Here is a 25,676-nt window from a genome sequence, read left to right on the forward strand (position 1 = left end):
GTGGAAACAATAAATGATCTAGCAAAATTATTATATTGGGGTTGTGTGATTTGGCCTTTGGCTGGAATGGCTGGTATTTTTGCGTGTGAAGGTCAAGCAGCTAGGGCAAAATGTCATTTTGTTATTTCGATTATTTTAATTGTTATTACGGCTGCTTCGGCATGTTTAGCAGATGATTTTTTCTTGTCTACGGTGTGGAGTAGTGATGGGTTAACACGATTTTTGCGTCTTATCATCGCGATTGGGGCTGGTATCTCAACGGTCTTATTAACTTTTTGGGCACCCAGAAGTCTTTTCTTTGCCAAAGAAGACAAAAGATCATTATGGAATTTATTATTATTTCATTTGCTAATAACCGTTTCAATGTTAGCGGTTGGGGTTAATAATCTTTTCATTGCTTTGTTATTTATCGTCGTGTTAGCTGCGTTACTAATGTTAGGATGCATGATGATGCAAGGAGGCAGCAGCATCAAAGCAGGTTGGGGATATTTTCGGTTAGTATTGTTGTTCGCAATGATGGCTGTTGTTTCGGCATTTTTACTGGCATCGGTTCCAATCGATAATGCTCCTTATCTGGCACAATTTAGCAGTGTATTACTAAGTGTAAGTCTGGTTTTAATTGCTGGATTATTTCCAATGTCTATGTTTTCTTTAGGATTGACAATCGAACTGCCTTTGACATTAGGGGGCATTGGCTCTTTTATTCTTTCTGTTCCAACGATCGCTACTGTTTTAAGGTTATATCAACTTCCAAATTATCAGCCTTCTGCATATCTGTTAATTATTTTGGTCATTATCAGTTTATGTTTCGTGATAATGAATGAACAAAATCGTCAACGCTCTTCCTTGTGCCTCAGCTCTATATTCTTAGTTGCCATGAGTATTTTAGGGGGCATTTTTGCTAATCATGTCGAAGGAGTGTTCAGTGCTTGCTTGTTTATGATGGCACTAGTTGTTTTTGCACCCTTGGGATATATGATGAGTCAAAAGCAAAGGAATAATCAAGAAGCATGTGAAGGTTGGGTTATGTTGGCATTATCTGGGTTACCACCGATGGGTATTTTTTGGGCTTGCTCGGTATTATTTGCTTATTTGATGCAAACGTTGCCTGTGGCAGGAATATTGATTATTGGTCTATTTTTGATAAGAGGATATATTCTATTTCAAAAGGGTAGAACGATTTTTTTCTCTCCAGATATGTTTAATAAAGAAATACAATTGATTCTGGGGATTATTATTACGCAAACAATTATTATTCCTTTTGTTACATCCAGTTGGCTATACCAGATTTCTTTGGAATTTATTAAACATCATGGTGGATCATGATACAGTCTGAGCCACCGTTAACAACGCATACCAAGGCTGCGGATTTAATCAAGAAACACAAAAGGGAAAGTAAGTTCTTTTTCCGTGTAGAAGAAGATGAGTGGAGAGAAATTGTCTCAAAGCTACCTTTAGATCGTTTGATTTTTTTGGCGATGTGGTGCAGCGGTGATGATATTAACATTTTGTTTCTCGAAAATGGTTTCCGTCCGTTGGGGGTAAGGGTTGCTTTTTCAATTGATCGTTATTTAGCTGTATCTCAAATCCGTCCAGCAGCGATTATTTACGAACGTATGATTTGGGAGTTATGGGGCAAAGAGGCGATGAATGCCGTCGATTTGCGTCCATGGTTAGATCGAGGCCTGTGGAAACATACTTGGCCATTATCCTCTAAACAAGCACCAACTACTTGGCCGCCAGAACAATATGATTATGAAATGCCTCCTGATATCGTTCAAAAAGGTGGCGAGCTTGCAACGATTGATCCTTCATCTTGTCAAGGTTTTTCTCCGTCCTTATGGCGTTTTGCGATGGTGGGTGAAACAATTATAAAGGCAGAATCGCTATATGGATATACGCATCGTAGTATTATATCTAATTTATTAAATAAAAACGTTTTAGAGGTTTTACCTAGAATTAGCCGTATTAATGCAGTCGATAGTGTGGCACATCAAATTGCGTTTGCTCATGCGATCGAAGATATGGCGCAGTTTATGCCAACCGCCAAAGTATTACGAAAGCGGGTGATTTTATCGGAGCTTTCGAAAATAATTGCCCATTTGCTCTATTTATCGCAGCTATTTCGTCAGTTGGGGATTGGCATTATAGCTTCTCGTTGTGAGATTGCGCGTGAACTCTTAATGCGTTGGAGCGCGCATTATTACGGTCACCGATGGCTAATGGATTGTGTCTTTCCTGGGACTGTTCGTTCAATCGATGAAATGGGGGAGGAAGCTACCGAAAAATTACCAGCGAAAGTAAAATATCTATGTGCTGAAGCTCATAAACTGATGCATGGTTTCCCAGGATTAATAGATAGTTTGCAAGATATTGGGGTATTAAGCACAGAGCAAGCCATCCAATTTAATATTGGTGGGGTTATTGGGCGAGCTTCTGGGCGGGATGTGGATATTCGTCGATATATGCCTGAATATCGTTTAGAGTGGTTGTCTCCTCGTACTTTTACCAGTGGGGATGTGTATGCACGGATGCAACTTCGATTTCAGGAAATTGAGAATGCATTGCAAATTATTGAAACAATCTTGCAAGACGTCGAAGAAGAAGCCCCTGTTGAAGATAAGAAAATCATCGTTGAAACTTTATATGGTGAAGGAATAGGGGTTTGCGAAGGGGTGCAAGGGGATCTGTGGTATTATATCAAGGTAGAGGGTGGGATTATTAAGGATATTTTTATCCGTGATCCTGCTGCCAATCAGGCCTATGTATTACAGGGTATTTTGCAAGGCGAACTTTGGGAAAATCAATCCATTATCAGGGCTTCTTTTGGAATATTATCAACGGGCGTTGATCTATAAAAGGATAAAAAATGGCTGTAATCCGAGCATTATTTGATTCTGTTTTTGGAAAAATCAAACCTTTAGATCAAAAAATAGGTCATACTAATCAGATTCTACATCTTTTTCCTGTCCCTTGTGGGGATTGCAATGGTTGTATATTGGAAATAAACGCATTGCGAGGCGCAGCATTTGATATTTCAGCCAGTGGGTTAGCCTTTGTCGACCATCCAGCCATTGCAAATATTTTATTGATTACTGGGGTATTAACCCGTTCTATGATCCCGTATTTAGAAAAAAATTGGGAGTTAATGCCAGAACCAAAAGCGATTGTGACTGTTGGGGCTTGTGCAATTAATAAAAATGTTTTCGATGAAAATTATGCGGTTTTAAAAGAGACGACTGGAGGGGAAGATTGTATCTTGAAAATCGAAGGATGCCCCCCAGCACCTCAACAGATTATGGAGGGGTTATTGGGGGTGTTGGGGCTTCGTCCTCAGTCTGAATTGGATCTTCCTCATCCTCCTCACTCGCCTCTTTATGAAGAGCCTCTGCATCAGCCTTCAACAGACGAAAACTCCGATAACTCAACGGGATAGTGCATAAATATAATATACCACTAAATGCAAAAGTTCCCCATGGATCTGCAACTAATACAGTTGCATAAATGGTAGTCCCTAAAAATAAAGGTAGAACATAGGCAGTAGGAACTTTAAAATTTTTAAATGACCAAATCGGAATGGTTGAGATCAATAAGAAAGATGTTGTTACCAACATAATAATGGTTAATATTTCTGAATGAGCAATATTAATCAAAAAATCCCATTGTAGTTTATTGGCTTCTAATCCCAAGAATACAGGGAATAACACGATCCCAGCCCCAGCAGGTGCGGGTACTCCTGTAAAAAAGTTACTGGCGTATTTAGGTTTTTCTTCATCTTCTAAAGACGCGTTGAATCGAGCCAATCGTAATGCCATACAAACGGCAAACATTGCACAAGGGACAAAAGCATAACCGCTTCTTATATCTTTTAACGCCCACATATATAAAATGAAACAAGGGGAGATCCCAAAAGATAAAAAGTCGGCCAAGCTGTCTAGTTCCGCACCAAAACGGCTGGTTCCTCGTAATAAACGCGCAATGCGCCCATCTAACCCATCAAAACAAGCTGCGATTACAATAGCAATAACTGCTGTGCCAAAATCCCCATGGATAGCACTGCGAATACCAATTAAACCTGCGCATAATCCTAACATTGTTAAAAGGTTAGGAATCATGCGGTTAAACGATATTCCTTTTACCCTAGGGCGTATTTTTTGACGTAATAGTAAATTACGTCGTGCACGAAGCGATAAAGATTTAGGTGTTTTAGAGTTTAGAGACAATAGTTTCCCCACCAATCATAGTTTGTCCAATTTGTACATTCGGTTTACAGTTTTCAGGCAGATATAAATCAACTCGAGAACCAAAGCGAATCAACCCATAAAGATCGCCTGTTTCAAAGTGATCCTCAACATTTGCATCACATACAATTCGGCGTGCAATAAGACCAGCAATCTGAACGACGATTAATTGTTGACCATTGGGCAATGTCATACAAATAGCATTACGTTCGTTATGTTCTGATGCTTTATCCAAAGAGGCATTGAAAAATTTCCCTTTGATATATACTCGGCTGGTAATGGTTCCTTTGGCTGGAATACGTTGTAAATGCACATTCAACACAGACAAGAAAATAGAAACACGCCATACGGGCTTTTCAGGCATCCCTAAGTTGGCAGGAGGCATAATACAATCAATGGCTGCTACTGTGCCGTCTGCGGGGGCTACAATCACGTTTTCTTCCGTGGGGATGACGCGCTTTGGGTTACGAAAGAAAAACCAAACGAATCCAAAACCGAGTAAACTAAGTTTACCGATGAAGCGAGTCATTCGCCATTTTGTCATGCGCCCTAAAATAGCTACTATGGCTGTTATAATTAGGAAAGGGTGGCTGGCAGGATGTGGTTTGCACATACTGGATTGTATTGATTTTAAAATAGACATGTAAACGTAACCTTTAGACGTAATATTCTTAACTCAGTCAGAATCTTTTAAATTCAAACTGGATTTGGATGATTTGCTTTGTAGTATATAGTTTTTTTTCAAAGGTGCCACTGTAATTGGTGCATAAAGATTTTTTTCAATCTCAACAAGGTGATATCCACCCAAAAAAGGAACAAAAAACAACCCCGTGAATTCAAGTATTTTATTTGTTCTTAGAGAAACAGAATTCATGATTTTAGGAGGGAAGTACAAAACACGTTCATAATGATTTATACGAAACATATGTTGTTTTAAAACGATATTTAATTTTTGAATAAAGAACGCATTTCTATATCGAAAAGAAAGATTATCAATAACCGACCACCATCCAAGTTTATTGGGTAAGAGTAAGATGATTTTTCCGTGATCTTCTAAAGTCTCCCAGCATGAACGAAGCATTAAGCTAAATTGATCCTTGGATAGTTTGGCATCATGCACGTACAAAATACGGTTGATACTACAAGCTTGCAAGGGAAAAGAATCAATGGATAAATGGCATATATTTTGAGTATATAAAGATTTCAAATTCTGAGATGGGAGAGAATCTAATATCCCATGAATATGATATTGAGGGTACCAAGTGTTTTTTGGAATTAAAGAGGATGTTTGCCCCAATGTAAATAGAGATAGTCCGTATAGATTAGGCCACAGTTGTGCTAATTTATGTTGAAGATAGGTTGCAATTCCTTGTCTTTTTTGACGTGGATCGGTTAGAATAGAATTAAAGTCGTAGGCCATTGCAACCTTTTCCTCGAAGATAAATTTTAGTTTAAAAAAGGATAATGGTTAAAATAAGGAGAAAGCATGTCTATTATTATTGAACCTATTTCTTTCTATGAGTCAAATTATGCATGGATAATGATCGATGAAAAGAGCAAAAATGCAATTGTTGTTGACCCAGGAGATGCAAAACCCGTTTTAAAATATTTAGAAGAAAAACAATTATCTTTACAAGCGATTTTGATTACTCATTTTCATGACGATCATATTGGTGGAATAGCAGAATTAAAAAGCAAATATTCGTGTAAAATATATGCGCCTTTAAAAGAGATCAATAAAATTCCAAATATCGATCAAACCGTAAAAGATGGGGATATCATTTCTTTAGAGGCAATGGGACAGGCTGAAATAATAGAAACACCAGGTCATACATTGGGTTCAATTTGTTATTATCTGCCTAATTTAAAAGTTATTTTCACAGGCGATACAATGTTTAGCATGGGATGTGGACGTTTATTCGAAGGAACCCCGCAACAAATGTATAATAGTTTTGGAAAGTTAAAGAATTTACCAGAAGATACTCTGGTTTATTGTGCGCATGAATATACCGCCGATAATGGACGTTTTGCGATATCTGTGATCCCTGAAAGTATAGCTTTGAAAAATAGGGTGGAACAGGTAAAAAAGTTAAGATCACAATATTTGCCAACATTGCCCATCTCATTATTAGATGAAAAAAGAACTAATCCCTTTTTACTTGCGAAAAATGTTGATGAATTCACGGCATTTCGTAAAGCAAAAGATCATTTTGCATAATGTCTGATTAACATTTTCAAGTCATTATACCAACGTGTTTCCAAAGGAATGGCTCCCAGATACAATACACCATCGCGGATTAAGAGCGTTAGATGAATTTGTGATGGCAGTGAGGTCTGGGAAAGTTCCTGTTGTAGTTTATTACAACATTTTAAAGATGATAATTGTTCGTAGATTGCTTGATTAACACCATTCAAATAAAGTGATAACTCGCCTGTCGGAGCCATTTGAGGAAAAGGTAGATATAATTTGCCAGAAGAGTTAATGGCTAGATTATTCCAGCTTGAATTAATATTCTGAACTAACAATTTGTATAAATTATTAGGTTCTTGAACTAATGCTGCTTGGATATATACATTTTTCAGCTTTTGCGGGGATAAATTATTAACATTTACAGTCATTTGTTGTATATTAAGGCTTAGAAAGGCGAGACTGTCTTGAGGTGTTGCTTGAATATTCCAATGCAGCTTGGATCGTAAATTTTTAACCTGTATAGATTGAATTGTCTCTGTAGATTGTGAAGGGCTGGTATAAAAGATTTCATCACATTGCAGGTAAATTGAATTCTGCGAAATATTCTTGAAAATAGATGTGTGGATATTCCAAGAATTACCATGAATTTGGATACATTGGTTTAGGTTATTCAAGGAACAAAAAAGCTGCTCCCCGTTAAGACGAATTGAGATACTCAAAGGATGTGATAAAGAATAAAAAATTATCGCCTGTTTTGCTTGCCAAAGAATTTGGGGGGGGTGTGAAGAAATATCCTTTTGTATTGTTGGATATGCAACGATAACCTGTGGCCAAATCGTCCATTTAGAGGCAGAGGCTGATTGAAATTTAAAGATCAGACCTTGTTTAGTTAAAATATTTTGTTGATTGGTCAAAAACAGATTGATCGTTTGTTTCAAATAGACGTGGGAAAATAAAAAAGTTCCCCAAAAAAGAAAAAACATCAATCCCATTAACAGAAATTTTTGGTAAGATTTTTTTTTACGGTTAAATAAATGTCGTTTATTGTTATTAAACATAGGAAATTCAAAAATTTATATTGGATAGTTTCGATGTTTAGAAAAATCCACAAGAGAGATTCTTAAAAAATCAAGAAGAAAATTAATTATATTTTTTAATTGACTGTTGTAAAACGACAGAAATTCAAGGGTTGTAGAGAATCTACCAAAATAGCCAACGACTCTAAAGATTAAAACTTTTATCAAAAAACCCACAAAGTTATCCACAGGCCTATTCACTACGATTCCAACTTAGACCAACTGCGCTCGATAGCAGCAACCGTCTCCTTGCGGTTACTCGTATCCGTAATAGCAGGATGAATGATAATGTGGATAGTTCCTGGATATTTGTAAAAAGAATTTCTTGGCCAACAATATCCAGAGTCAATACTGACAGGAACAATTTTTAAATTGAGTTGATTGGCTATAGCAACTGTTCCTGCATGTAATTTTACTTTTTCACCGACAGCGGTTCGTGTGCCTTCTGGAAAAATAATAATTTGTCTAAAATCATTAACAGCTTTTTGACAGTCTTGAATTAGGTTTTTTAAAGCTTTGACACCCCCTTGTCGATCGAGAGGAATCATTCCAGATAATAACAACATTGGTCCAACCAAAGGAATACGGGTCAGCTCTCTTTTCATAATATATGCAGGGCGGTCTAGAAGATTCATCCATACAAACGTATCAAACGCAGATTGGTGCTGAGAAGCAATTAAAAAAGATTTGTCTTGGGGAAGGTTTTCTTGGCCAATAATTTGAGTGGATATTTTACAGATTTTTTCAAGTCCATTCAAAGAGAGACGAGTCCATAACTGAGCATAAGTTAGAGCGTGTTTCTTTGCTATAAAACGAATAACAAAAGCAATAGTACCCATAAAAATGGTTAATGTAATAAAGTAGATTAAAAATAGAATAGAACGAATTAAAATCATCAGAAATCAGCTTCTTATGGAATATTTTGTAATAAATCTTCTTTGGGACGTGTCGTATGGATAAGGCCTGTATAAGCTGCTAGAAATTTATTATATTCAAGAAACAATAATCTTATCGAATGTAAATGGGATAAAGTTTCTTTTTTATCATTACGAGCAACATAGGGATACAGCTTTACATTATCTAACAAAGTTTGCATTTCCACAAGTGCACGACGAATATGATAGCTAGAGGTCACAATAATTAATGAATCCAAATGATAATAATGTGCCCATGCAGCGGTTTCAACAGCATTCCCCATAGTAGAGGTTGCATTATGTCCCAATGTAATTCGATTTCGATCTTGTTGTGTCAAAGCAAAGGGTAGGATTCTTTCTAAATCCACCAAATGAGTGGTTGGTTCTACCCCAGAAATTAATAGATATTTCCCATGATTGGATTGTAAAAGTTTAATCGCAGTCTCAATACGTTTTGCACCACCTGTTAAGACAACAATACCCTGGGCGTTAGGTATAGCAGGATTATAGGTTAATGTATCAATAACAAATACAACAAAGCCCATGCCCCATAGAAGAAAAATCCCCAAGATCACCCATATAATACTCCATTTCGATTGCAAGCGTAGTTTATTCATATTTTACGTTAAACGCCTTAACCAAAAGTAAACAATGATAGTGGTGGTAATCCATCCGATAAAATAATTGCATATTGGCAGCAGAATAAACAGACCAAAAAGTTGAAAAGGGGTCGTTATTAAAAAATAAAACCAACTGGCATTGGACAGAGCTTGCCAATTAGGGTCACTGCTAAATGGTAAGGATAAATATGTTAAGAATAATAGCAAAGGTACTGAAAATACACTGCCTATTGTTCCACCCACACTGGCCAAAAAAGCACTTCTGTTTGCAAAACGAAAAGATATATAGGCATCTGATGCCCCAAGATTATGTAAAATTTCAATTGTTTGTTTACATTGCATTAATCCCGTTCGTGTGGATAATGCAATGACGGTCGCAGCAACAGATATGACAATAATAAGTGCTAAAAAAGCACTTGTTTGCAAGCTATTGGCTAAGGCATTTAATCGTTGATTCCAAAAATTGCTTTGTTCGATTGAAATATCAGGAACTGTTTGTTTCAGAGTTTTTTCAAGTGTAATAGATAAGGGCGGATCATGTTTTAAGTGAAGCTCTATAATCGCTGGAATAGGCAAAGCAAATGATTGAATACTTTCATGTAACCAAGGCGCAAGCAATTCATCAATTTCTTTGTCGGTCATTTGATGAAATGAATCGAGTTCTTTTGAAGTAGACAAGATTGCAATGACGCTTTGTATTTTTGTTTTAGTGGCGGTTGTTGATAGCGTTGTTGTTTGATTGCTGGATGATAACGACTCATTGGGCATCGGAATCTGTAAGATGATTGTTGACGCTGCACCTGCGCTCCATCTTTTTGCTAGTTGTTGGCTAGCATAGGCCCCAGCAATGGACAAGGCAGCAAGGAAAGTCATGGCTGCAACCAAAGGAATTAAAAATTGCCCAGGCAGTGCACGGTGCAGTTTTAGACCATCTGATGTTTTATATTTAAACAGCATCATTTACCCATAATCGTCCATTTTCCAATTTCAAGCGCGTTGCTGGAAATTGGCGAATTAATGCATCATTGTGTGTTGCCATGATAATAGTACACCCCAGATCATTCAAATCATAAAACAGATCCATTAGACGCTTGACTTGATATTCGTCTAAAGCGTTTGTTGGTTCATCAGCAAGTAAGAGATTGGGTCTATGAATGACAGCCCTTGCAATTGCAACACGTTGTTGTTCGCCCCCAGATAGGGTTTTAGGATAAGTATATTTTTTATGTTCTAATCCGATCCATTCTAATATACGTGCATTTGAACGTTGTACGGTATTTTCATCGATATTTTGTAACCGTAAAGGAAGTGCTATATTATCAAAAACCGTCAAATTAGGAATGAGTTTAAAATCTTGATAGACTATCCCAATACGTTGTTTTAACCGACAGATCGTTGATCTGCGAGCGTGATTAGTTGGTGTATCTAAAATCGTTATTAAACCCGAGCTAGGTTTTTTTTCCAAGTGTAATAAACGCAGCAAGGTTGATTTTCCAACGCCAGATGGACCTGTTAACCAACAGAAACCACCCTGAGGAATATGTAAATTTACATTGTCCAACAGAGTAATATCATTTTTATAATTTAAACTGACGCCATCGAGTTGAATCATTCGCTGTGCTTTAAATCTTTTTAATTTTTAGAAAGAGAAAACTTACAAACGTCTTCCCAAAAAGGCTGTGATGGTTGCGCAAAGTGCCGTCAAACCAATCAGCAATAAACCATCAAAAATTAATGAAGATGCAGAAATTGTATGACCAGCGACAGTTAATGATGATGGGATTAGTTCTGTTCCACGGCCAACTATATCACGTATTTGTGGATCAGCTGCATCGACCATGCCGACCGCAGAGTGTAAAACACTGGGTAATATTTTCCAAATAATACCAATAATGAGTAAAAGTGGCGCAAAGATTTCAGCGACTTGTTGAATGAAAAAGAAAGCAAAATGACATACTGCCCATATAACCGTTAAAACCATTTTGGATATTGGAACTCCAGAGGATGGATTTTTTTTTGTATAATGCTGCTCTGACATGGATGTGCTGAGACGTTCGTTTGTACGGGTGGTATCTGTGGGTATATTCACGAAATAATCCTCAAATAAACAATAAATTGGGCTAATTATCTTTCTGTTTTCAGTAATATGCAACCCTATAAAAAGCAATATTTTATATAATTACAGTAATGATACGATATGATTTTGGGTTTGTGAGGCGTTACATTGGATTTACTCACCAGCTTTTAACATAAAAAAAGACATAATCTTAAATAATTATTTGATCGGTTACTGAATTCAGATACAAACATTTGATATCAATTTCAGTTCGTTAAAATGTTAAGGAGAACGAGCAATGAATGCGCTTCCAGCCATTTTGGTTGTGGATGATGATCCTAAAATTCTGCAAGAGTTCAAGCAAATGTTAGAGGATCAGTTTTGCGTATATATTACACAATCTCCACATTGTGCCTTGGATATGATTAAAAGAGGCGTTCACTTTTCTGCTATATTATATAATTATTTTATGCCTGTAATGTATGGGAATGTGTTTTTTGCACGTGTTCGGAATATTACAGTTGCCACGCGTATTCTTCTATCATCTAAGGATCGAACTGATTTTTTAATTTCAGCGTTAAATCAGGGTGGGATATCTTTTTTTATCTCAAAACCTCTCGATCCTTTGGAAGTTAAAGAAATTGTACAACGTGCTGTTGCACGCTCTCAATATCGTCGCCAATTACGACATGAACAGATTTTGCTAAAAGGATTATTGGATCATTTACCTTATGGATTGGCCTTTAAAGACGAGCAAGGCAAATTTACTAAAATGAATGAACTGGCAGCAGCAAGAAGAGGCTTGACCGTTCAAGAATGTTTAGGAAAAACCGAAGAGGAAATAGAACCGTCTTTTAAGCCCCAAGAGCTGTCGGCGTTTAAAGAGCGTTTACAAAAAGAAGAACGCTTTGTTGCGACACTAGAAGTACCTGCTGCTGATATTCATCAGCCTTCGCAATGGTTTTTGATTACACGGTTGTTACTAGGCAGGGTCAAAGGTGAAATTGCGCATTCTTCCGTTATTATGGAATTAGATATTACCGAGCAGAAAATGCTAGAAGCTAAGCTACAACATGCAGAAAAACTACAAGCATTAGGAACTATGGCAGGGAGTATTGCTCATGATTTTAATAATCTGTTGACAACCATGATGGGATCGTTGGAGTTATCAGAACAATTATTAATGCAAGATCAGTTGCAAGAAAAACAAATTATTTCTATAAAACGATTATTAGTGAATACGCTTGCTGCTGCACAGAAAGGCGCAGTTCTTACGGAAAGATTGTTAAGTTTTAGTCGTCGAAAAAAATTATCTTTGCAAGAAGTCGATGTCGTTAAACAAGTAAAAGAAAATTATGAACTTTTATCCCAAACTCTATCAATGCGTCATGCTTCTCGTTTAAAAGGCGATAAGAAGGCCGCAATTAAAGAAAGTATTTACTTAGACATTCGGTGTCAGCTTCCTATGGGGGTTTTAATCAAAACAGATCCTTCTCAATTAGAGTTGGCAGTCATGAATTTATGTATTAACTCTGCTGATGCAATGCCTCACGGTGGGAAAATCATGGTTATTTTACACAAGGAAACGATTACAGACCCTGTGAACCATAATCATCAACTCTCATGTGGGGATTATGTTGTGATTACAGTAAAAGATGAAGGTGAAGGTATGTCAGCAGAAACGATTGCCCATATTTTCGAACCTTTTTTTACAACAAAGGAAGCAGGGTGGGGAACAGGTTTAGGACTAGCAATGGTTTATGGGTTTGCACAACAATCAGGTGGGGATGTGATGGTTAAAAGCCAAGCTGGGGTTGGAACAGCAATTAGTATTTATTTACCTATTTTAGTCAACTAACCTCGTTGAGCGTAAATTGATGAAAGAAGTCTTCTTTGCTTTGGAAGCATCTCAGGACGAAAGAGGTAATAATTATTACATTATTCCTCCTGACTTTCAAAATTATAAAGCGGATCCATACCGGTACCATTATTCAGAATTTGAAACTATATCAACATATCATTTTGATAATTTTTATCAGGCTAAGATCAAAGAAAATCAATTAACTGCTGACTTTTATGTGCAAAGTAATCTGGCATCAAAAGAATTCAATGTATTATTAGATCAGCTCGATATTAAACATCAATCTATTCCGTTGGATATAGTTCTTTATCGTAATAAAAAGCCGTTAAAGCAGTATTTTTTAACTTTTGTTACAGATATAATTTCTATTCTTGATGAAGGGCAATCTGATTTTCGAATAAGTATCGATCAATACACAAATAAACCAATTATCGAGAAAGGATTTACAATTTATGAAACAATATCAAATTTTATTATTGATGAAACAAAAGTAAATCAAAAACATTTATTTTATTGTGCAGATATCCAGAGTTTAATGTGTTCATCCTATTTTAAAGACAGATATATAAAACAGAATTTAATCGGGATTAATTTTAAAGAAATTAATAGCAAGTTTAAATATGATCCTTTGGCAAGTTTAATGTAACATTGTATATTAGTAAATAGAATCGTTTTAGTTATAAAGTAGAAGATTTAAAACTAAATAAGTAAGAATTAATTGTAACGTAATTGTAATATGACCTTTAATTTTTTTTGATAATTGATTGTAATCAATATGTTATATGAAAGTTGTTTGAATATAATTATGAATTTTGCCTAATTATTAAGAAAGCTATTCAAGAGTTGATTGAATATGCACTACCTTAATATTCATTTTGTATTATTTTGTAGAAGAGTTAATTTGGTATGTTTTTAAGGTATAATTAAGATTAAGATGCTTATAAAATTTGATGTAAATATTATTTTTCTTCTTTGTTCAAAGGGTTACATTTTATGGCAATAGAACAAATTGAAAAGAAATTAATCTTAGTTGTGGAAGATGATTCTGTTTTACGTCCGTTGTTGGTCGAATTGTTAAACGATATGGAGTTCGAAGTTATTGTTGCAGAAGATGGTCAAACAGCATTGTCTTTGTTACAAAATTTAAACGAGAGCCAAAGTAATATTGATTTATTACTCACAGATATTGGCTTGCCAGGTATGAACGGCAGTGATTTGGCAAAAATAGCACGAAAAATGTGGCCAGATTTATCAATTTTATTTATTACGGGTTACTCTCATGGGGTTGGAAAACTGCCAACAGATGAAAATATAAAGCTGATTACCAAACCTTTTTCTTTGGGTGTTTTCACAAAGAGAGTTGAAGAGCTCGTCGCAAGAGAATAAAGTAGGGCATACTTATTTTAGTAAAAAGGCTATTTAATACAGATGCAAAATCATATTTTATCTTCACATGACCCAGTACAATGGCATGGGACAACCATTTTATGTGTACGCCGTGATGGTCAAGTCACCATTGCTGGTGATGGCCAAGTCACATTGGGGCACACTGTTGTAAAAGGAAATGCCAAAAAAGTCAGAAGAATAGGTGCCAGTGGTACTATTCTTGCGGGCTTTGCAGGGGCAACTGCGGATGCATTTACCTTATTAGAAAGATTAGAAAAAAAACTTGAACGTTATCCGAACCAACTAGAACGTGCTTGTGTGGAATTAGCTCAAGATTGGCGTACAGATCGTTATCTTCGCAGATTAGAGGCCATGTTGTTGGTTGCTGATAAACATCATTCTTATACATTAACAGGAAATGGCGATGTATTAGAGCCAGAAGATGGTGTTGTTGCGATTGGTTCAGGTGGAAATTATGCGCTGGCTGCTGCCCGTGCTTTGTTGGGGGTTGACGGATTAACATCCGAAGAAATAGCACGTCGTGCAATGGCGATTGCTGGTGAAATTTGTATTTATACGAATTCTTCCCTTACCGTAGAGACATTGTCAGCAGAAGGTTAATAATGATGAGTAATAATATTCCAACCTATTCTCCAAAAGAAATCGTTGCAGAGTTAGACCGCTTTATTGTTGGTCAAAATGATGCAAAACGTGCTGTTTCCATTGCGTTGCGTAATCGTTGGAGACGTGCAAAATTGGCAGATGGTATTCGTGAAGAGGTTGTTCCTAAAAATATCCTTATGATTGGTCCAACGGGTTGTGGTAAAACAGAAATTGCAAGACGCTTAGCACGTTTGTCACAGGCTCCATTTTTAAAAATTGAAGCAACCAAATTCACCGAAGTTGGATATGTGGGACGTGATGTTGAAAGCATCGTCAGAGATCTAGTCGAAGCCTCTTTGGTAATGTTACGTGATATTAAACGCCGTGATGTCAAAGAAAAAGCGAAAGACGCAGCTAATCAACGTTTAGTAGTGGCATTAGTGGGTGAAAGTGCTTCTGCGGAAACTAAAAATAAATTTTTACAAATGTTGCTTAATGGTGAGTTAGAAGACAAGGAAATCGAGATTAGCCTTGCCGATGCGTCTTCACCTGTCAATCAATTTGATATTCCTGGCATGCCGTCTGCTCAAGTCATTAACTTTACTGATATGATGAAAGGGTTAATGAGCAAATCTGAAAAAACACGTCGTCTGACCGTTGCCAAAGCCCGCGAAGCATTGATTAAAGAAGAATCTGATAAAATGCTTGATAATGATGCATTGGTGCAAGAAGCGATTAATCGCACGCAGAATCATGGTATTGTTTTCTTGGATGAAATCGATAAAGTCTGTGCGCGTTCTTATGAAGGCAGTGGTGGACGCGGTGGTGCAGATGTGTCTCGTGAAGGGGTGCAGCGTGACTTATTACCTTTAATCGAAGGTACCACGGTTTCTACAAAATATGGTTTGGTAAAAACAGATCATATTTTATTTATTGCGTCTGGTGCTTTCCATTTAGCCAAGCCGTCAGATTTATTACCAGAATTACAAGGGCGTTTGCCTATTCGTGTAGAATTATCGCCGCTGACTTGTGAAGATATGCGCCGTATTTTAACAGAGCCAGAACATTCTTTGTTAAAGCAATACATCGCGTTGATGGAAACGGAAGGTGTCAAGTTACACTTTACCGAAGATGCCATTGATGCCATTGCAGAACTGGCCACGGATATTAATGAACGGGTTGAAAATATTGGGGCTCGTCGTTTGGCAACAGTGATGGAAAGGTTATTAGAAGAAGTGTCTTTCTCAGCTTCTGATAAGGCAGGGGAGACCATTGAAATTACACGTCAAGATGTTCAAGAACGTGTCGGTTCATTGGCCAATAAAAGTGATCTAAGTCGCTTCATCCTCTAATTTTTTTTCTAACTGACTGACCATGCGAGATTTATAGAATGTCTGATCCTTTTATTGTTCCAGAAGAAGAAAGTGCTGCCGAGGCGATTGAGGCAATTCGTGAAGAATTAGAGTTGTTTGATGATTGGATGCAACGCTATCGGTATTTGATTAATTTAGGCGAAAAGCTACCTGATTTTCCTTCAGAATGGCAAAATGATCAATTTCGCGTGGTCGGTTGTCAAAGTCAAGTTTGGCTCAATTTCCGTGAACAAGAAGGGAAATTGTTTTTCGCGGGCAGTTCAGATGCGGTGATCGTCAAAGGATTAATCGCATTATTATTACGCATTTACTCAGGGCGTGATGCTGTAGAAATATCTCAAATTGACCCTATTTTTATTACTGATTTGGGATTGGCAGGTGCCTTGTCTGCCAATCGCAGTAATGGTGTTGCGTCAATGGTAAAAGCAATCCAAACAATCACACAGCGTTATTTGTAGTTTCCAATATTTGTAAATAAGTTAATGAACGAGTCCGATTTGCATAAGCGCGGAATTGTGATTTTCTTTTACTTTTGGACTAGAGTAAAAATAAATACAAAATAAACATCTTCTTTTATTAAAAAGAATATATTAGAGAGGCATACATGAAAAGGACTATAGGGGATTTCTTACTTGATAGATTATCCCAAATTGGTATCAAAGATATCCTTGGTGTTCCTGGAGATTATAATCTTCAATTTTTAATTCAAACAGAAAGAAGAAACGATATCAAATTCGTTGGCACGCGTAATGAGCTAAATGGTGCTTATGCCGCAGATGGTTATGCCAGGTTGAATGGTATCTCGGCTTTGCTTACAACATATGGGGTTGGTGATCTCAGCGCGATTAATGGCATTGCTGGTGCATATGCAGAGTACGTACCAATTGTTTGTATTACAGGTGCACCTCCTTTAAATAGTATGTATCGTCGTCGTTCCTTGCATCATACGACTGCAGAAGGGAATTTTGAGGATATAATGAGTTGTTATCGGCCTTTTACTGTGGCTCAGGCAAGAATTACCCCTCAAAATGCTGTTGAGGAAATTGATCGTGTTTTACGTGCCTGTGTTCGTAAGAAACGTCCAGTTTATCTGCAAATACCATCTGATATTACTTTTTTTGAAATTGACGTTTATAACGAAAAATTATCTCTGCGCCAGCAAACCAGCGATTTGCAACAACTAAATGCTGTTGTTGAATCTATTGAAGAAAAATTGGCTAAGGCGGAAAACCCTTCTGCTTTATTAGGGATGGCATTGGATCGCTTTGGATTACGTGATTTAAGCCAATCTATGATTGAAAATCTTCAGATTCCTTTTGCAACTTTATCTGCTGCACAATGTGTGTTGGATGGGGATCATCCGCAATGGATTGGCGGATATAGTGGACGCTCTTCTTCAGACAAGGTTAAGGCTGCTATTGAACAATCAGATTGTTTATTTGGGTTAAATGTTAAATTTACCGATAGTAATTCAAGCTATTTTACTCAACATGTTCCAGAAAATATGATCAATATCCGTCCATTTAGAACGATTATTGGTCATGAAGTGTATGAGGGCGTTTCAGCGATTGAATTATTAGATCGTTTATCCAAAATTACGCCTCCTAAAAAATACAAAAATTGGCAATCGAATCCTCCAAAAGTGAAGGATGCTTGGAAACCAGTCACTGGTGAAAAGTTAATCCAAAATCGTTTCTGGCAACGTGTCGAAAGTTTCATTAAACCACACGACGTGGTTGTTACAGAAGCTGGTACTTCCATGCGTGGTGTGAAGATTTTGGACATGCCCTCTGGTATTACGATTATCAGTCAACCTTTATGGTTATCGATTGGATATTCGTTGCCAGCATTGTTTGGTTCTTTGATGGCAAAGCCAAATCGTCGTCAAGTAATCTTTATCGGTGATGGATCATTCCAATTAACAGCACAAGAGGTTTCTTCTTTTTTTGAACATGATCTAAAACCTATCATATTCTTAATTAATAATAGAGGTTATACGATCGAACGAGCAATTATGGGCTTTCATTCGAAGTATAATGATATTCCTAATTGGAATTATCGTCAGTTGTTTGATGCCTTTAGTGATGGGAAAGAATTTTTCTCTCGTCAAGTCAATACTGAAGAAGAATTCGAAAATGCATTAAATGACGCTGATAAAGTTGCTGACAAGCAATTATGCTTGATTGAAGTTATGTTTGACCCGTTGGATATTCCAAAAGCAGTGCAATCTTCTGCAAACATGGTTGCAGCATTTAACTATGGACCAAGAGGCTTAAAAGAGCTTGATAAAAATATAGATGATTAAGTTGAATTCTATATAATGTAGTTAAAAACCAGATAAATATTTTATCTGGTTTTTTTTGTTGCCAGACAGCACAATAATTAAAGAGCTAATTATTGGTTTTATTTTGTTGAGGCACTTCAATATCGATTTCCAAAGTTGAAAAATCATTTCCTCTGTCTACTTTGACATGAATTTTCTCTTGATCGATAGCAATATGTTTCTGTATCACTTCCATAATTTCTTTTTGAAGTTTTTGTAACAGATCGGAATTGCTTGTTTGAGAAGAACGCTCATGAGCCAGTAGTATTTGTAAACGATCTTTGGCAACTGGGGCTGTATTTTTTTTATTGAAGAAATTTGAAAAAAAACTCATTATTTATTCCTTCCAATTAGCCAGTCAAAGAATCCTTTCTTATCAGTAGGAACAGTAACTTCAATTTTTTCACCTTGTAGGCGTTTCACAGCTTCTGAATATGCACGCGCCGCAGGAGAGTTCGGCGCAGATAATGTGATTGGTGATCCTAGATTAGAAGCCTTTAAAACATCTTCGCTTTCTGGAACAATGCCGATTAAAGGGATAGAAAGGATCTCTAGAATATCATCTGTATTCAGCATGTCACCACGGCTGGCGCGGCTAGCAGCATAACGCGTAATCAAAAGATGTTTTGGGATTTTTTCGCCTTTTTGTGCTTTGTCGGTAGTACTGTCCAATATCCCGATAATACGATCGCTGTCGCGTACTGATGATACTTCTGGATTCGTAATAATAATCGCTTCATCAGCAAAATGCATGGCCATTTTCGCACCTTTTTCGATGCCAGCAGGGCTATCACAGATAATCCAGTCAAATTTTTCCCTTAGTTCTGCGATAACTTTTCCGACACCTTCTTCGGTCAAGGCATCTTTATCCCGTGTTTGTGAGGCGGCAAGAATATAAAGTGTTTCTACACGTTTATCCTTAATAAGCGCCTGTGATAATGCGGCTTCGCCTTGAATAACATTAACAAAATCAAAAACAACACGACGTTCTGCGCCCATAACAAGGTCAAGATTTCTTAGCCCAACATCAAAGTCAATAACAACGACATTTTGTCCTGTTTGTGCCAAGGCTGCACCTATTGCAGCAGTAGATGTTGTTTTTCCAACGCCACCTTTTCCAGAGGTAACAACAATTACCTTTGCCATATCATCTCCCTTATTATTTACGGTTTAGAAATTTATTATTGTATATTGATTAATTATGCTAGAGACTAAAATTCAAAATTACTTTATTTTCAATAAAGGTGCGACTGTCATAACATCCTTATCTAAATATACTTGCGCAGCTTTCATACTGAAATCATTGTCAATTTCTTCTGCTGTCATATAATATCCATCAATAGCCATCAGTTCTGCTTCGAGTTGATAAGCAAAAATCCTGGCCTTAGGTTGCCCACTGATGCCTGCTATGGCTCTACCACGCAAAGCGCCATAGACATGAATGGATCCCCCTGCAACGATTTCAGTACCAGAAGCGACAGAGTTGGTGATGATAACATCCCCTTCTGGGAAGAGAACACTTTGTCCAGAGCGAACTTGTTCATCAATAATCAAACAGGGAAGAGCTACATTGGCTGTCTGTGGGTTTGCTGGCATATCGAGATTATCGATATTTTTTCCATTGCCAAAAATAAAGGTTTTTGGCCAGTTTTTTAACTTTTCCCATGTTAAGGAACCACCCTCAACACTAATAATCTGTATATTTCTTTGTGACAAAGCCAAATGTAAATTTTCCAGCCCTTCTTCTTGTCCAGAGAGAAGTTCAAGATTTAAAATTACGGGCTTTCCTAAAAAAAAGAACGAAGAGCGTTCTAGTTGTTTATCCAAGCTGGCAAGCCAACTTGGTAAAGGCGCTTCTGGTGAGAGAACCAAAGATAAAAAGGATCGCCCTCTAATGCGTATTTGAGGAAGAGATGGGGAAGTGTCTGGCACGAATAATAATTCCTATTATACAAGCAGAAAAAGAGATAAAATTAACTTATAATATTTTTATAATAGATAAAAATTAAAATTAATCTTTATATTCATTTTATATTTTTTTGTCACTTAATTATCTATAAATTTGTTAATTACAAGGAAATAGTGCTTTTAAGGCAAGGATATTTGACAAGTTTCAAGCTGTTGGAAATATTTTATTGGATTACTTGAAGTAATGGTGATAGAAGAATTAAATTTCAGAGTAAAATTCTATATTTCTGTATGTTCATGATATTTTAGAAAAATGGCTAAGTTATATGCGTATCTTATATCATCTACCTCTTTGCCCTTTTAGTCGTAAAATCCGTCTGATTATGGCGGAAAAGCGCTTGTCTTTTGAACTCATGACAGAGATGGTTTGGAAAAGAAGACCAGAATTCATTGCAATCAATCCAGCTGGCATGGTGCCTGTTCTGGTTGAAGAAACAGGTCTGACCATTCCTGATTCTTATGCGATTTGTGAATACTTAGAAGAGGCCTATCCCGATACTTCATTAATGGGTCGTACGCTTGCTGAACGTGTTGAAGTTCGTCGTTTGACGGCTTGGTTTGATTGTAAATTCAATCGTGAAGTGACCCATAATCTCTTATACGAAAAAACATTTAAACGTTTTTTTGGAAATAATAATCCTAATGCTCAGGCATTGAGGGAAGGGTATGAAAATATCAAATTCCATCTGAATTATATTGCTTTACTGACTGAAAATAGAGTGTGGTTGGCAGGTAGTAATTTATCTATGGCTGATTTTGCTGCTGCGGCACATTTATCGGCACTGGATTATATTGGTGATGTGAATTGGGAAAAAAATCCTGCGGTAAAAGATTGGTATGCACGGATTAAATCCCGCCCAAGTTTCAGAGCATTATTGAATGATCGTGTCAGTGGTGTTGTCCCTCCTAAACATTATGCTGATTTAGATTTCTAAGTGTTTTGGATCAAAGTATGACGTTTGATAAACCTGTTATTTTACAAGTTTTACCTGCATTAAACACAGGTGGGGTCGAACGTGGCACTGTTGAAATGGCACAAGCAATTTTAAATGCTGGTGGTGTTGCACTTGTTGCAAGTGCAGATGGAGTTTGGAAACAATCATTAGAACGGATGGGTGCAATCCATATTCAATTGCCTTTGAATTCAAAGAACCCTTTGGTGATTTGGAAAAATCAATTCGCTCTAAAAAAAATTATCAAAAAATATAATGTTGACATAGTTCATGTCAGGTCGCGAGCACCTGCATGGTCAGCTTGGCTGGCTGTAAAAAACACAAAGGTACATTTGATAACGACTTGGCATGGTGTTTTTAGCGAAAATTGGCGTGGTAAGCGTTGGTATAATCAAGTAATGACAAGGGGCGAACGAGTAATTGCGATCAGCTATTATATCGCAGAGCGACTGAAAAAACATTATGGGGTATCAGAACAAATGTTGAGAATCATTCCTCGTGGTGTTGACTTGAATACTTTTGATCCAGAGCTTTCTTTTGGCGATAGAGTGACAGATCTTGCTGAGAAATGGCAGATTCCAGCAACGAAAAAAATTATTTTATTACCTGGGCGTTTAACGGCTTGGAAAGGGCAAGAGTTGCTTGTGCGTGCTATGGCAATGATAAAACGACATCACGAAGATTGGATTTGTGTTTTTGTCGGACCATCAAAACATAACGACCAGTTTATAAAACGACTATTATTGCTAGCAGACCAATTACAGGTTCGTGAACAATTATATTTCGTAGGAAATTGTCAGGATATGCCAGCAGCATTTATGTTAGCGAACATTGTTGTGGTCCCTTCATTAAAACCAGAGCCTTTTGGTCGAGTAGTGATAGAAGCGCAAGCGATGGAAAAGCCAGTTATTGTTGCTAATCATGGTGGTGCGGCTGAAACCGTGATAGATAAAAAAACAGGATATGTTTTTGAGCCTGGTAATGTAAAGGCTTTGGCTGAACTGTTACAAGAGTTAGTCGAATCCTCAGATGAAGACTTACATTGGACGGGTCGTTTAGCCAGAGAGGATGCCCAAGCTCATTATGCCCTCACACAGATGCAAGCTGCGACATTGAACGTATATAATGAGGTTCTGCCTCAAACTAAACAATTAAGAGTATCATGACTAAGCCCTTGAAGATTTTAGTTATTCGGTTGGGGGCTTTAGGGGATTTCATACAGAGTTTTTATCCTTTTGCTGCTATTCGTCAACATCATGCACAAGATAATATTACCTTAATGACAACAGCACCCTTTGTAGAATTGGCACAGCATAGTCCTTGGTTTGATCGTGTTATCGTGGATGATAAACCTCACTTGTTTAATTTCGTCGGAAGATTAAAGTTAAAACAAAAGTTACAGGGTTATGATTTTGTATATGATTTGCAAACTTCTGGGCGTTCAAGTCGGTATTTTAAATGGGCAGGTAGGCCTCAATGGTCTGGCATAGCTGATGGAGCTTCTCATCCTCATAATAACCCTCATCGCAATCAAATGCACACGATTGATCGACAACAAGACCAGTTAGAAAAGGCAGGAATCACTCTTTTTCCATCTCCTGATCTATCCTGGCTATTGTCAGAGTCTATTAAAATACCTAGTCCTTATGTTGTCTTGATACCTGGGTGTTCTTTGAAACGTCCTGAAAAAAGATGGCCTATTAAATATTACGGTAAGATTGCACATTATTTAATGGAACAAGGGTTTCAGCCTGTGATTGTTGGTGGGCAATCAGAGGAAAATATGGTTGCTGTTATAAAAGAGTATTGTCCTCAAATAATTAGTTTAATTGGACAAACAAGTTTGTTACAATTAGGGGGCGTCATCAAGCATGCAGAATTTGCGTTGGGAAACGATACGGGCCCAATGCATCTAGCAGCAATGGTGGGCTGTCCAAGTGTGGTTTTATTCTCATCAGGTAGCGATCCGTTGTTAACGGCACCTCGTGGGGATGATGTAAAAATAATATATCAGGAAAATTTAAAAGATCTTTCTGTAAAAAGGGTTGCACAAGAACTGAAGTGGGTTCATTAGTTTTTGTGATTTTGATAAAATTTGATTTAATTGTTCTGGAGATTTGATTATGCTTTCTATTACTTTGCCTGATGGTTCCATTCGACAATATGAGGGAACGGTAACAGGCTTAACGATTGCACAATCGATTGGGGCAGGGTTGGCAAAAGCAGCTTTGGCAATGGAAGTTGATGGCAAACTGGTTGATTTGTCTTTGGAAATCACAGAGGATTCATCGATTAAGTTCGTAACCAGAAAAGACGAAGCAGCTCTGGAATTAATTCGTCACGATGCTGCCCATATTTTGGCTCAGGCTGTTCAAGAGCTTTTTCCTGGAACACAAGTAACAATTGGCCCAGCTATTGAGAATGGCTTTTACTATGATTTTGCCCGTGAAGAGCCTTTTAAACCAGAAGATTTAGAAAATATTGAGCGTCGTATGCATGAAATTGTGACGCGCAACGAGGCTTTTATTCGTCAAGTCATGCCACGAGATGAAGCAATTCAGTATTTTGAAAAAATTGGTGAACATTATAAAGCTGAACTGATTCGTGATTTACCTGAAACAGAAACGATTTCCGTTTATCAACAAGGTCCTTGGTTAGATCTCTGCCGTGGTCCACATATGCGGACAACAGCTGACGTTGGTGGTGCTTTTAAATTAACCAAAGTTGCAGGTGCTTATTGGCGTGGAGATTCTAAAAATGCGATGTTGTCTCGTATTTATGGGACGGCTTGGCGTGATAAAAAAGAGTTAGATGCCTATTTAACGCAAATTGAAGAAGCCGCTAAGCGCGATCATCGTCGTATTGGTAAAGAAATGGATTTATTCCATTTACAAGAAGATGCGGCTGGCTCTATTTTTTGGCACCCAAAAGGATGGCAACTTTATACAAATTTACAAAATTATATCCAAAGAATCCAACGTCGTTATGGATATGTTGAAGTTCGTACACCTCAACTATTAGATCGTTCTTTGTGGGAAGCCTCTGGTCACTGGGAAAAATTCAGAGAAAATATGTTCATTGCAACGGTCGAGGATGAGGATCGTACTTATGCATTGAAACCGATGAACTGTCCTTGTCATATTCAGATTTTTAATCATACGTTGCGTTCTTATCGCGAATTACCTTTGCGTATGGCGGAATTCGGTGCTTGTCATCGTTATGAACCTTCTGGTGCATTGCATGGGATTATGCGGGTGCGTTCTTTTGTCCAAGATGACGCGCATATTTTCTGTAGTGAAGATCAAATTACCTCCGAAACGGCGATGTTTGTTCGCATGTTATCTGAAGTTTATAAAGATCTCGGATTTGAAAGTTTTCGTGTTAAATTTTCTGATCGTCCAGAAAAACGTGCGGGCGATGATTCTACTTGGGATAAGGCAGAAAATAGTCTGAAAGAAGCATGTGAACAAGTCGGTGTTGAATTTGAATTAAATCAAGGTGAAGGCGCATTTTATGGTCCCAAACTAGAATTTGTTTTACGTGATGCGATTGGTCGTGACTGGCAATGCGGTACGTTGCAAGTAGACTATGTTTTGCCTGAACGTTTGAAAGCTTCTTATATTGGTGAAGATAGTGCCAGACATCGCCCTGTTATGCTGCATCGTGCGATTGTTGGATCATTCGAAAGATTCTTGGGGATTTTGATTGAACAATATGCAGGTTCTTTCCCATTATGGTTAGCACCAGTTCAAGTGGTTGTTGCAACGATCGTCAATGATGCCGAAGACTATGCTCAAGAAGTGGTTGAGTTACTACAATCAAAAGGAATGAATGTAGAGCTTGATTCTCGGAACGAAAAAATTAATGCAAAAATTCGTGAACATAGCTTGCAACACGTGCCAGTTATCTTGGTTGTTGGACGTAAAGAGGTCGAAGAACGTAAAGTTGCTATTCGTAGATTGGGTGGCGCAGCACAGGAAGTCCTGGGTTTAGACGAGGCAATTGAACTTTTAGGCAAAGAAGCAACACCTCCTGATTATAATCGTGCTCCTATTGTAAAACAAAAGCTAAAACTTGAATGTGAAGGCTAGATCGTTCGACAAAAATAGAT

The 25,676-nt window shown here is 37.4% G+C and carries 26 protein-coding genes and 1 pseudogene; 15 read left to right on the forward strand and 12 right to left on the reverse strand.

All coding sequences use genetic code 11. The features are described 5' to 3' along the window. From PQG54_RS01320 to PQG54_RS01330, 3 genes and pseudogenes are all read left to right on the forward strand, one after another. Complete coding sequence (locus PQG54_RS01320; protein ID WP_271789269.1) at nucleotides 1-1,326, forward strand: hypothetical protein; 1,326 nt, start codon at nucleotides 1-3, stop codon at nucleotides 1,324-1,326. Further along, the gene (locus PQG54_RS01325) at nucleotides 1,323-2,858 is read left to right on the forward strand and encodes an NADH-quinone oxidoreductase subunit D-related protein (protein WP_271789268.1); all 1,536 of its coding nucleotides are present in this window, start codon (nucleotides 1,323-1,325) and stop codon (nucleotides 2,856-2,858) included. Before PQG54_RS01320 ends, PQG54_RS01325 begins: the two co-directional genes overlap by 4 nt. An 11-nt stretch (nucleotides 2,859-2,869) precedes the next feature. After that, nucleotides 2,870-3,253, forward strand: a pseudogene (locus PQG54_RS01330) (NADH-quinone oxidoreductase subunit B family protein); the annotation flags it as partial. A gap of 43 nt (nucleotides 3,254-3,296) precedes the next feature. Here PQG54_RS01330 and PQG54_RS01335 read toward each other — a convergent pair. From PQG54_RS01335 to PQG54_RS01345, 3 genes are read right to left on the reverse strand one after another with little or no spacing between them, the layout of a single operon-like run. Then, nucleotides 3,297-4,223 carry a CDP-alcohol phosphatidyltransferase family protein gene (locus tag PQG54_RS01335; RefSeq protein ID WP_370866881.1) on the reverse strand — a complete coding sequence of 309 codons (927 nt, stop codon included), beginning with the start codon at nucleotides 4,221-4,223 and terminating at the stop codon, nucleotides 3,297-3,299. Beyond that, on the reverse strand, nucleotides 4,207-4,884 hold the full coding sequence (locus PQG54_RS01340) for a phosphatidylserine decarboxylase (RefSeq protein WP_271789267.1): 678 nt from the start codon (nucleotides 4,882-4,884) through the stop codon (nucleotides 4,207-4,209). Before PQG54_RS01340 ends, PQG54_RS01335 begins: the two co-directional genes overlap by 17 nt. A 33-nt stretch (nucleotides 4,885-4,917) precedes the next feature. After that, nucleotides 4,918-5,661, reverse strand: coding sequence for a hypothetical protein (locus tag PQG54_RS01345; RefSeq protein WP_271789266.1), 744 nt, complete (start codon nucleotides 5,659-5,661; stop codon nucleotides 4,918-4,920). A gap of 66 nt (nucleotides 5,662-5,727) precedes the next feature. On the opposite strand from PQG54_RS01345, the gene gloB reads away from it, so the two are divergent. Next, the gene (gene gloB, locus PQG54_RS01350) at nucleotides 5,728-6,459 is read left to right on the forward strand and encodes a hydroxyacylglutathione hydrolase (RefSeq protein ID WP_271789265.1); all 732 of its coding nucleotides are present in this window, start codon (nucleotides 5,728-5,730) and stop codon (nucleotides 6,457-6,459) included. Here the strand turns inward: gloB and PQG54_RS01355 are convergent. From PQG54_RS01355 to PQG54_RS01380, 6 genes are all read right to left on the reverse strand, one after another. Continuing rightward, entirely contained in the window at nucleotides 6,447-7,415 is a 969-nt protein-coding gene (locus PQG54_RS01355) for a hypothetical protein (RefSeq protein ID WP_271789264.1), read from the reverse strand. The genes gloB and PQG54_RS01355 overlap by 13 nt on opposite strands. Nucleotides 7,416-7,708: 293 nt before the next feature. After that, entirely contained in the window at nucleotides 7,709-8,404 is a 696-nt protein-coding gene (locus tag PQG54_RS01360; protein WP_271789263.1) for a lysophospholipid acyltransferase family protein, read from the reverse strand. 14 nt (nucleotides 8,405-8,418) lie between these two features. After that, a complete protein-coding gene (locus tag PQG54_RS01365) occupies nucleotides 8,419-9,039 on the reverse strand; it encodes a YdcF family protein (RefSeq protein WP_271789262.1) in 621 nt (206 codons plus the stop codon). A gap of 3 nt (nucleotides 9,040-9,042) precedes the next feature. Next, on the reverse strand, nucleotides 9,043-10,002 hold the full coding sequence (locus tag PQG54_RS01370; protein ID WP_271789261.1) for a cell division protein FtsX: 960 nt from the start codon (nucleotides 10,000-10,002) through the stop codon (nucleotides 9,043-9,045). After that, a complete protein-coding gene (locus tag PQG54_RS01375; RefSeq protein WP_271789260.1) occupies nucleotides 9,989-10,654 on the reverse strand; it encodes a cell division ATP-binding protein FtsE in 666 nt (221 codons plus the stop codon). Before PQG54_RS01375 ends, PQG54_RS01370 begins: the two co-directional genes overlap by 14 nt. A 42-nt stretch (nucleotides 10,655-10,696) precedes the next feature. After that, entirely contained in the window at nucleotides 10,697-11,131 is a 435-nt protein-coding gene (locus tag PQG54_RS01380; protein WP_271789259.1) for a hypothetical protein, read from the reverse strand. A gap of 265 nt (nucleotides 11,132-11,396) precedes the next feature. Between PQG54_RS01380 and PQG54_RS01385 the strand changes: the two genes are divergently transcribed. From PQG54_RS01385 to PQG54_RS01415, 7 genes are all read left to right on the forward strand, one after another. Further along, the gene (locus tag PQG54_RS01385) at nucleotides 11,397-12,956 is read left to right on the forward strand and encodes an ATP-binding response regulator (RefSeq protein ID WP_271789258.1); all 1,560 of its coding nucleotides are present in this window, start codon (nucleotides 11,397-11,399) and stop codon (nucleotides 12,954-12,956) included. A gap of 19 nt (nucleotides 12,957-12,975) precedes the next feature. Continuing rightward, nucleotides 12,976-13,605 (forward strand): imm11 family protein, encoded by a 630-nt coding sequence (locus tag PQG54_RS01390; RefSeq protein ID WP_271789257.1) that lies wholly within the window; start codon nucleotides 12,976-12,978, stop codon nucleotides 13,603-13,605. Between the two features lie 347 nt (nucleotides 13,606-13,952). Next, complete coding sequence (locus tag PQG54_RS01395) at nucleotides 13,953-14,345, forward strand: response regulator (RefSeq protein WP_271789256.1); 393 nt, start codon at nucleotides 13,953-13,955, stop codon at nucleotides 14,343-14,345. A gap of 42 nt (nucleotides 14,346-14,387) precedes the next feature. Continuing rightward, nucleotides 14,388-14,966: an ATP-dependent protease subunit HslV gene (hslV, locus tag PQG54_RS01400; protein WP_271789255.1), complete on the forward strand. Its 579-nt coding sequence runs from the start codon at nucleotides 14,388-14,390 to the stop codon at nucleotides 14,964-14,966. Between the two features lie 5 nt (nucleotides 14,967-14,971). After that, nucleotides 14,972-16,300 (forward strand): ATP-dependent protease ATPase subunit HslU, encoded by a 1,329-nt coding sequence (gene hslU / locus PQG54_RS01405; RefSeq protein ID WP_370866897.1) that lies wholly within the window; start codon nucleotides 14,972-14,974, stop codon nucleotides 16,298-16,300. A gap of 38 nt (nucleotides 16,301-16,338) precedes the next feature. Next, the gene (locus tag PQG54_RS01410) at nucleotides 16,339-16,779 is read left to right on the forward strand and encodes a SufE family protein (RefSeq protein ID WP_271789253.1); all 441 of its coding nucleotides are present in this window, start codon (nucleotides 16,339-16,341) and stop codon (nucleotides 16,777-16,779) included. 146 nt (nucleotides 16,780-16,925) lie between these two features. Further along, nucleotides 16,926-18,626, forward strand: a complete 1,701-nt coding sequence (locus PQG54_RS01415) for an alpha-keto acid decarboxylase family protein (protein ID WP_271789252.1) — start codon at nucleotides 16,926-16,928, stop codon at nucleotides 18,624-18,626. A gap of 85 nt (nucleotides 18,627-18,711) precedes the next feature. On the opposite strand, the gene minE is transcribed toward PQG54_RS01415, so the two are convergent. The 3 genes from minE to minC form a co-directional block, all read right to left on the reverse strand. Next, nucleotides 18,712-18,978 (reverse strand): cell division topological specificity factor MinE, encoded by a 267-nt coding sequence (gene minE, locus PQG54_RS01420; protein ID WP_271789251.1) that lies wholly within the window; start codon nucleotides 18,976-18,978, stop codon nucleotides 18,712-18,714. After that, complete coding sequence (gene minD, locus PQG54_RS01425; protein ID WP_271789250.1) at nucleotides 18,978-19,790, reverse strand: septum site-determining protein MinD; 813 nt, start codon at nucleotides 19,788-19,790, stop codon at nucleotides 18,978-18,980. The genes minE and minD overlap by 1 nt, the downstream gene beginning before the upstream one ends. A 78-nt stretch (nucleotides 19,791-19,868) precedes the next feature. Beyond that, the gene (minC, locus tag PQG54_RS01430) at nucleotides 19,869-20,576 is read right to left on the reverse strand and encodes a septum site-determining protein MinC (protein WP_271789249.1); all 708 of its coding nucleotides are present in this window, start codon (nucleotides 20,574-20,576) and stop codon (nucleotides 19,869-19,871) included. A 302-nt stretch (nucleotides 20,577-20,878) separates the two neighbouring features. Here minC and fzlA point away from each other — a divergent pair, with 302 nt between their 5' ends. Genes fzlA through thrS form a run of 4 tightly spaced genes read left to right on the forward strand, consistent with a single transcriptional unit; the run spans nucleotide 20,879 to nucleotide 25,656 of the window. Then, nucleotides 20,879-21,547, forward strand: a complete 669-nt coding sequence (gene fzlA / locus PQG54_RS01435) for an FtsZ-binding protein FzlA (RefSeq protein ID WP_271789248.1) — start codon at nucleotides 20,879-20,881, stop codon at nucleotides 21,545-21,547. A gap of 17 nt (nucleotides 21,548-21,564) precedes the next feature. Next, a complete protein-coding gene (locus tag PQG54_RS01440) occupies nucleotides 21,565-22,731 on the forward strand; it encodes a glycosyltransferase family 4 protein (protein WP_271789247.1) in 1,167 nt (388 codons plus the stop codon). Beyond that, the gene (locus PQG54_RS01445; RefSeq protein WP_271789246.1) at nucleotides 22,728-23,639 is read left to right on the forward strand and encodes a glycosyltransferase family 9 protein; all 912 of its coding nucleotides are present in this window, start codon (nucleotides 22,728-22,730) and stop codon (nucleotides 23,637-23,639) included. The genes PQG54_RS01440 and PQG54_RS01445 overlap by 4 nt, the downstream gene beginning before the upstream one ends. 49 nt (nucleotides 23,640-23,688) lie before the next feature. Next, entirely contained in the window at nucleotides 23,689-25,656 is a 1,968-nt protein-coding gene (gene thrS / locus PQG54_RS01450) for a threonine--tRNA ligase (RefSeq protein ID WP_271789245.1), read from the forward strand. Nucleotides 25,657-25,676: the final 20 nt, after the last annotated feature.

It is taken from the genome of Commensalibacter communis, assembly GCF_947179015.1.
Classification (GTDB): Bacteria; Pseudomonadota; Alphaproteobacteria; order Acetobacterales; family Acetobacteraceae; genus Commensalibacter; species Commensalibacter communis.

Excerpts from the sequence above, each read along its gene's own strand:
- PQG54_RS01325 (WP_271789268.1), top strand. The coding sequence starts at position 1,323 with ATGATACAGTCTGAGCCACCGTTAACAACGCATACCAAGGCTGCGGAT.
- PQG54_RS01385 (WP_271789258.1), top strand. The coding sequence starts at position 11,397 with ATGAATGCGCTTCCAGCCATTTTGGTTGTGGATGATGATCCTAAAATT.
- hslV (WP_271789255.1), top strand. The coding sequence starts at position 14,388 with ATGCAAAATCATATTTTATCTTCACATGACCCAGTACAATGGCATGGG.
- minE (WP_271789251.1), bottom strand. The coding sequence starts at position 18,978 with ATGAGTTTTTTTTCAAATTTCTTCAATAAAAAAAATACAGCCCCAGTT.
- PQG54_RS01410 (WP_271789253.1), top strand. The coding sequence starts at position 16,339 with ATGTCTGATCCTTTTATTGTTCCAGAAGAAGAAAGTGCTGCCGAGGCG.
- PQG54_RS01345 (WP_271789266.1), bottom strand. The coding sequence starts at position 5,661 with ATGGCCTACGACTTTAATTCTATTCTAACCGATCCACGTCAAAAAAGA.
- gloB (WP_271789265.1), top strand. The coding sequence starts at position 5,728 with ATGTCTATTATTATTGAACCTATTTCTTTCTATGAGTCAAATTATGCA.
- PQG54_RS01355 (WP_271789264.1), bottom strand. The coding sequence starts at position 7,415 with ATGTTTTTTCTTTTTTGGGGAACTTTTTTATTTTCCCACGTCTATTTG.
- PQG54_RS01365 (WP_271789262.1), bottom strand. The coding sequence starts at position 9,039 with ATGAATAAACTACGCTTGCAATCGAAATGGAGTATTATATGGGTGATC.
- PQG54_RS01395 (WP_271789256.1), top strand. The coding sequence starts at position 13,953 with ATGGCAATAGAACAAATTGAAAAGAAATTAATCTTAGTTGTGGAAGAT.
- PQG54_RS01390 (WP_271789257.1), top strand. The coding sequence starts at position 12,976 with ATGAAAGAAGTCTTCTTTGCTTTGGAAGCATCTCAGGACGAAAGAGGT.
- PQG54_RS01440 (WP_271789247.1), top strand. The coding sequence starts at position 21,565 with ATGACGTTTGATAAACCTGTTATTTTACAAGTTTTACCTGCATTAAAC.
- fzlA (WP_271789248.1), top strand. The coding sequence starts at position 20,879 with ATGCGTATCTTATATCATCTACCTCTTTGCCCTTTTAGTCGTAAAATC.
- PQG54_RS01445 (WP_271789246.1), top strand. The coding sequence starts at position 22,728 with ATGACTAAGCCCTTGAAGATTTTAGTTATTCGGTTGGGGGCTTTAGGG.
- PQG54_RS01370 (WP_271789261.1), bottom strand. The coding sequence starts at position 10,002 with ATGATGCTGTTTAAATATAAAACATCAGATGGTCTAAAACTGCACCGT.
- PQG54_RS01340 (WP_271789267.1), bottom strand. The coding sequence starts at position 4,884 with ATGTCTATTTTAAAATCAATACAATCCAGTATGTGCAAACCACATCCT.
- minD (WP_271789250.1), bottom strand. The coding sequence starts at position 19,790 with ATGGCAAAGGTAATTGTTGTTACCTCTGGAAAAGGTGGCGTTGGAAAA.
- PQG54_RS01415 (WP_271789252.1), top strand. The coding sequence starts at position 16,926 with ATGAAAAGGACTATAGGGGATTTCTTACTTGATAGATTATCCCAAATT.
- hslU (WP_370866897.1), top strand. The coding sequence starts at position 14,972 with ATGAGTAATAATATTCCAACCTATTCTCCAAAAGAAATCGTTGCAGAG.
- thrS (WP_271789245.1), top strand. The coding sequence starts at position 23,689 with ATGCTTTCTATTACTTTGCCTGATGGTTCCATTCGACAATATGAGGGA.
- PQG54_RS01375 (WP_271789260.1), bottom strand. The coding sequence starts at position 10,654 with ATGATTCAACTCGATGGCGTCAGTTTAAATTATAAAAATGATATTACT.
- PQG54_RS01360 (WP_271789263.1), bottom strand. The coding sequence starts at position 8,404 with ATGATTTTAATTCGTTCTATTCTATTTTTAATCTACTTTATTACATTA.